Genomic DNA, 5,625 nt, shown 5'->3' on the forward strand with positions numbered 1-5,625 from the left:
GGTTAGGGCCTACCTGGTAAGTGCGGTTGCCAATGCGGTACCAGCCTTTGCCGCGCAGGCAGTAGATCAGGATATTATCCTTACACCCGCTTTTGCGCAGCCGGTAATGTGCTATGGCTTTAGGAAAGTACCCGATGTGAGTAAGGTATACCGGGCTAAGGGCCGTGTTTTTCTTTGCGTGGTTAAGGCATACTGCCTCCGGTAAGCTGATCAGCTTTTGCCCTTCAAATCCGTCTCGTCGCTTGTGTTTATCCATACGCTACTGTCGCAGCGGCAGGCCTATTTATTCACCAGGAAGTAAACTATCCGGCACACATTTTTTGTATTGCCCGGATGCGGCCCGCCTGTTTGCAATCTCAAATTATGATTTTCCCTGCTTAATTCATCACCCAGTATCAAATACCAGGGCAGGTAAAGGCTGTTGCTCCATTGGGTATGCAGGTCTATCTCCTGCTCAATGCCGCCATCAATGCTGTATTTGATGAAACCCGCATCAGGACCAGAAAGTACGCTTATGCCTATGGTACGGCCGTTGAAAGGAAAGTCCAGGGAAGCAGTGCCCGTGGTATCTGATACCAGCACCGGCACATTTACAAAACCCTTACGTGTAGGTGTACTATCTGCCGGCTGCCATGATTCATTGATAGTAAAATGCTGCAGGTGGGTAGCATCGTGAATATCCGCATAGTAGCCCAATGCATAATTAAACGGATCTGCAGGACGTTGCAGCTCCAGTGCGGCTACAGTGGTTTCCGGTACTGGTTTTTTAAATTCACCATCCAGCAGCTGTTTAATGCTATTGAAATATAATTTCTGTCCAAAGGGCGATGGATGCAGATCTTTAAAATCATCTTTCCAGGTGAATTCCTTTGCATCAATACGGTCTGTAATTTCTTTGGCAAGATTAATGAATGGCAGGCCATACTTTTTAGCGATGGCTGCATGCACCTGCACCTCTACCGGTATTTTGCCGGCGTGGTAATCGGCCATTTTATCCGGGTCCACAAAAGCCATCAGCACAATATTGGCATTGGGGTTTACTGCCAGCATATGCCGTACAATACCTTCCAAGGCCCGGCGCTGCTGCGCTTCCGTGTAACCATTACCGCGGTCATTCACAGCAGATTCCAAGAACAACAGGTCTACCGGTCCTTTTTCAATTACATCCCGCTGAAAACGGAAGGCATGCGGCACACTGCCCAGGGACGGAATGCCCGCATTCAGGAAAGTGAATTTGGTACCGCGGTACGTATCCTTCAGGTATTTACACACCAGGTCGCGCCAGCCACTCATATTGGTGATGGAGCCGCCCAGGAACACCACATGCGCCTCTTTATCCTTTTGCATGCGGTACCAAACATTATCCAGCCCTGCATTGCGTATAATGTAATCTTCACTTTTCAACGGCGCCTTTACCCGCACTTGCGCGTGCAGGCTAACAGCGGCGGTAAGGCACAGGGCCAGGTATAATAGCTTCATGGTTTAAATTTCATCTATCTGCAGCACCACGCTGGTTCTGCCGCTGTTTACATCCGGGTTAAAACCTACTTTCATCAGGAAATCGCCTGAATAAGTTTTGCTTTCATCAATGGTAGATTTGGCGCCCGGGTATACATTCACTTCTTTGATCTTATACTTGCCGGCCGGTTTCAACCCCTTCAGGCGTATAGGCATGGCGCTATGCACGTCATAGCGGTTATTTACCAGGTAATTGAAAATAACGCCGGTGCTTTGCTGCTCATTTACATACAAGATGGATGCTACATTACTTTCCCGCGGATTGGATAAACGGTATTGATCGCCCTGCCAGATGATTGACTTCAGCGCATTGTAGGTTTTAACAGCGCCCTGCACAAACTGCAGATCATTGGCTGGCAGCTTGCTTACCACAATATCAAACCCCAGCTTGCCCATCATGGCTACATCCGTGCGAAACTTCAGCGGCTGTTTACCCCAGTCTGTTACGTGGTTTGAGCTGCTGATGGCCGGGTAAAAATAAGAGTACTCCCATTGCATAAAAATACGCTCCATAGGATCTGTATTGTCACTGGGCCAGAACTCTGTAAAGTATTGCAGCGCAGCATAATCCACACGGCCGCCACCACCGGAGCACAACATCATAGGCACAGTGGGATACTTAGCCCTGATGCGTTCCAACACTTTGTATAAACCGCGCATGTACTCAATATAAAAATGCGACTGGTTTTTAAGATAGGCAGAGTGCGCGTTATAGATCACCGCGTTACAGTCCCACTTAATGTAGGCTAGCTGCGGATTTTTGGTGAACAGGTCGTCGATAATACCAAACACAAAATCCTGCACCTGTGGGTTGCTGAGGTCCAGCTCCAGCTGGTTACGGAAATAATATTCATCGCGTTTGGGCTGGCGCACTACCCAATCCTTATGTTTTTCATACAGCTCGCTTTTGGGGCTTACCATTTCCGGCTCTACCCAAATGCCAAATTTCACACCATCGTTCTGCGCTTCTTTTACCAGGCTGGCTATGCCGTTGGGCAGCTTGGTCTTATTCTCCTGCCAGTCGCCCAGGCCTGTATGATCATCGTTACGGGCATACTTGTTGGCAAACCAGCCATCGTCCAGCAGGAACAGGTCCACGCCTAATGATTTGGTTTCTTTCAGCAGCTCAAACAGCTTGCTTTCATTAAAATCAAAGTAGGTGGATTCCCAGTTGTTCAGCAATGTAAGGCGGTTTCCTTTGCCATCCAGCAGTTTATAGTTCCTGGCCCAGCGCTGTAAGTTGCGGCTGGCATTGCCTTTGCCCTTATCGGAGAAAGTATACAGGAAAGCGGGCGTGGTAAATGTTTCATTGGGCTGCAGCGTGTAGTCAGATGCGTAATTGTTAATACCGGCAATAATCCGCAGGTTATCCTGCGGGTCCAGCTCCAGGTCTACGCGAAAGTTACCGCTGTATTCCAGCGCGCCATACAACACATTCCCTGCATCTTCGGTAGCCGGTTTGTCCATAGATACCATGAACACCGATGGCTGGAACAGGTTGGCACGGGTACCCAGCTTGGTATCCAGCGTGCGGATGCCGTGCGTGATCTTAGATTCTTCCGGCTGCATTTCCCTGGCCCAGTCGCCATGGTACTGCGTAAGCCAGAAACCATCTGCCGCTTTCAGGTGCAGGTTGGCAGAGGCAAATTTGTGCAGCACCACACTGCCTTTTTCTTTATGGCGGATGGCGCTCCACTGCTCTACCACATCTTCCTTAAAATAGGTTTTATAAAAAAGTGTTACCTCAAAGTCATACACCGGGTCTTTGAGCACAATGCTGAGTAAGGAAACATTATCATCTGTTTTAGTAACCGTATGGCTTACGTATTTAAGGTCCAGGGAATTATTGCCATCCGCATGGGTTACGGTAATGGCGGGCTCCACCAGGTTGCGTGAGCCGGAGGGCGTGTAAGCAGAATTGAGCAAACCGGTATAATCACCGGCCTGTTTGTACACGCCCGGTACCTGTTCATACTCACCGGCATCTGCTAATTTTTCCCCGAAATAAATAGTGTTCAGGTCCTTGCTGTTATTCACCTGTAATACCAGCGCATTGTGCGCGGTTTGAACGGGAATGTTAATGTTCTGGGCTTGTGCCTCGCACACTATAAAAGGTGCGGCTAGTAACGTGGCTAAATGTTTTACCTGCATGATTTGACGGTTGTTCCTATCCTTAGTTAAGACGTTCAAGATACTAAATTTTTGTTGCCATTACCTCTTTGATCTCTCCATTCACTTTCACTTTTACTTTACGCGGGTTGGGTGATGCAATGGTGTAACGGGTAACCTTACCGTCTTTCCAGGTCATGCTAACGGTGTAGTTGCCGCGGGCTTTAAGACCGTTCACACTGCCGGTTGACTTCCATTGGTCCGGGATAGCAGGCAGCAGGTCAATAAAACCGGCATGACTTTGCAGCAGCATTTCTGCCAGCCCTGCTTCGCCGCCAAAATTACCGTCTATCTGGAACGGAGGCCCTGCTGTGAACATATTCGGATAGGTGCCACCACCTGCGCCATAGTTGATATTGGTTTTCAGCGTAGGCCGCATCAGGTCCGCAAATAATTTATACGCGCGGTTACCATCATGCAGGCGGGCCCAGAATAATTGTTTGAATGCAATAGACCAGCTGGGGCCATCGTCGCCGCGTGCTTCCAGGCTTTTCTTACAGGCTTCCGCCAGGTCAGGTGTACCTTCCGGTGTGATCTGCGGCGCGGGGAACAGGCCATATAAATGTGACAGGTGCCGGTGATGGGGTTCCGATTCCGGGTATTCCTCCATCCACTCCATCAGGCGGCCATCGCTGCCTATACGGCCTATGGGCGCTACTTTTTTCAGCTGCGCTTCCAGTTTGGCGCGCAGGGCAGCATCTGTACCCAGTACATTCGTGGCCGTTATAACGTTGGTAAATAGCTCATGTACGATCTGGTTATCAATGGTAGCCCCTACACAAATGGCAGCATGTTTACCGTTAGGCATTACAAAGCTGTTCTCAGGTGAAGAAGAGGGCGACAACACCAGGTAACCGCTCTTGGGATCTGTTACCAGCTGGCTGCTGTAGAACAGCGCAGCGCCTTTCAGCACGGGATAAATATCCTGCAGGTATTTTTTATCGTTGGTAAATGCATAGTGCTCCCACAGGTTATTACATACCCAGCCTGAGCCGGATTTGGTAGCGCCCCAGGAGGCGCTTTCACCGGGTTCCGTAAAGCCCCATACATTGGTGATCACATGCGCTACCCAGCCCTCTGCATTGTAATAGGCTTTGGCCGTTCTTTCACCGGGTTTCACCAAACCCTTGATCAGCGCTGCCAGCGGCAGGTCCAAATCCGGCAGGTTGCTTACCTGCACCGGCCAGTGATTCATCTGCACATTTACATCCAGGTGGTAATCGCCATTCCAGGGTGTTTGCACCTGGTTAGCCCACAGGCCCTGTAAGTTGGGCGGCAGCAAACCTACGCGGGTGCTGCTAATGGTGAGGTAACGTCCAAACTGGAAGAACAATACCGGCAGCGCATCGTCTGAGGCAGGATTGGCGTTAAAGCCGGCCAACCTTTCATCCGTAGGCAGCTGTTCGGCATGCGTGGCGCCCAGCTGCATTTGCACGCGGTTGAATAATTTCTGATAGTTGGTAATATGCTGCTGCTTTTGCGCAGTGTAAGGTTTTTGCATTGCAGCGGCCATCAGCTGCTTTGTTTTTGCCATAAAACCAGGGTTGCGGAAATCCGTACCCATGGAAAGGATCAACGTTACTTCCGTGGCGTTCTTTACTACCAGGTTTTTGCCTTCCGTGGTTAAAGTACCACCATTTAGCTTTGCCTGTACGCGGGCTATGTAACGCATGCCCGGTGTATCTGTACCGCTGGGCAGCTGCCCGCTCATTTGCAGCTCCTTGAGTTCGGTTTTCACCACAAAATTCTCCGGCCGGTCAATGGATACACGAAAATTCAGCTGCCCGGGTTTGTTGGCCGTAAGGCGTATGATGCCTACATCGTCCCCAAAGCTGGTAAAGTATTCTCTTTTATAGGTAACGCCGTTTAGCTCATAGGAGGTGGTAGATAACGCATTATTCAAAGACAGCTCTCTTTCATAATGGGCAGCGGTCGTAT

3 protein-coding genes and 1 pseudogene are annotated in these 5,625 nt (G+C 49.8%); all 4 read right to left on the bottom strand.

Going from position 1 to position 5,625, the window contains the following annotated elements:
- Positions 1-256: pseudogene (locus VIM87_RS12410) on the bottom strand (AraC family transcriptional regulator); the annotation flags it as partial.
- Positions 257-279: 23 nt separating this feature from the next.
- Positions 280-1,479 (bottom strand): SGNH/GDSL hydrolase family protein, encoded by a 1,200-nt coding sequence (locus tag VIM87_RS12415; RefSeq protein ID WP_331997302.1) that lies wholly within the window; start codon positions 1,477-1,479, stop codon positions 280-282.
- 3 nt (positions 1,480-1,482) lie between these two features.
- Positions 1,483-3,669: an alpha-galactosidase gene (locus VIM87_RS12420; protein ID WP_331997303.1), complete on the bottom strand. Its 2,187-nt coding sequence runs from the start codon at positions 3,667-3,669 to the stop codon at positions 1,483-1,485.
- Positions 3,670-3,712: 43 nt separating this feature from the next.
- Positions 3,713-5,625: glycosyl hydrolase family 95 catalytic domain-containing protein (locus VIM87_RS12425; RefSeq protein WP_331997304.1), on the bottom strand; the 1,913-nt coding region annotated here is incomplete at its 5' end.

The sequence above is a fragment of the Chitinophaga sp. genome (assembly GCF_036569125.1).
Lineage (GTDB): Bacteria > Bacteroidota > Bacteroidia > Chitinophagales > Chitinophagaceae > Chitinophaga.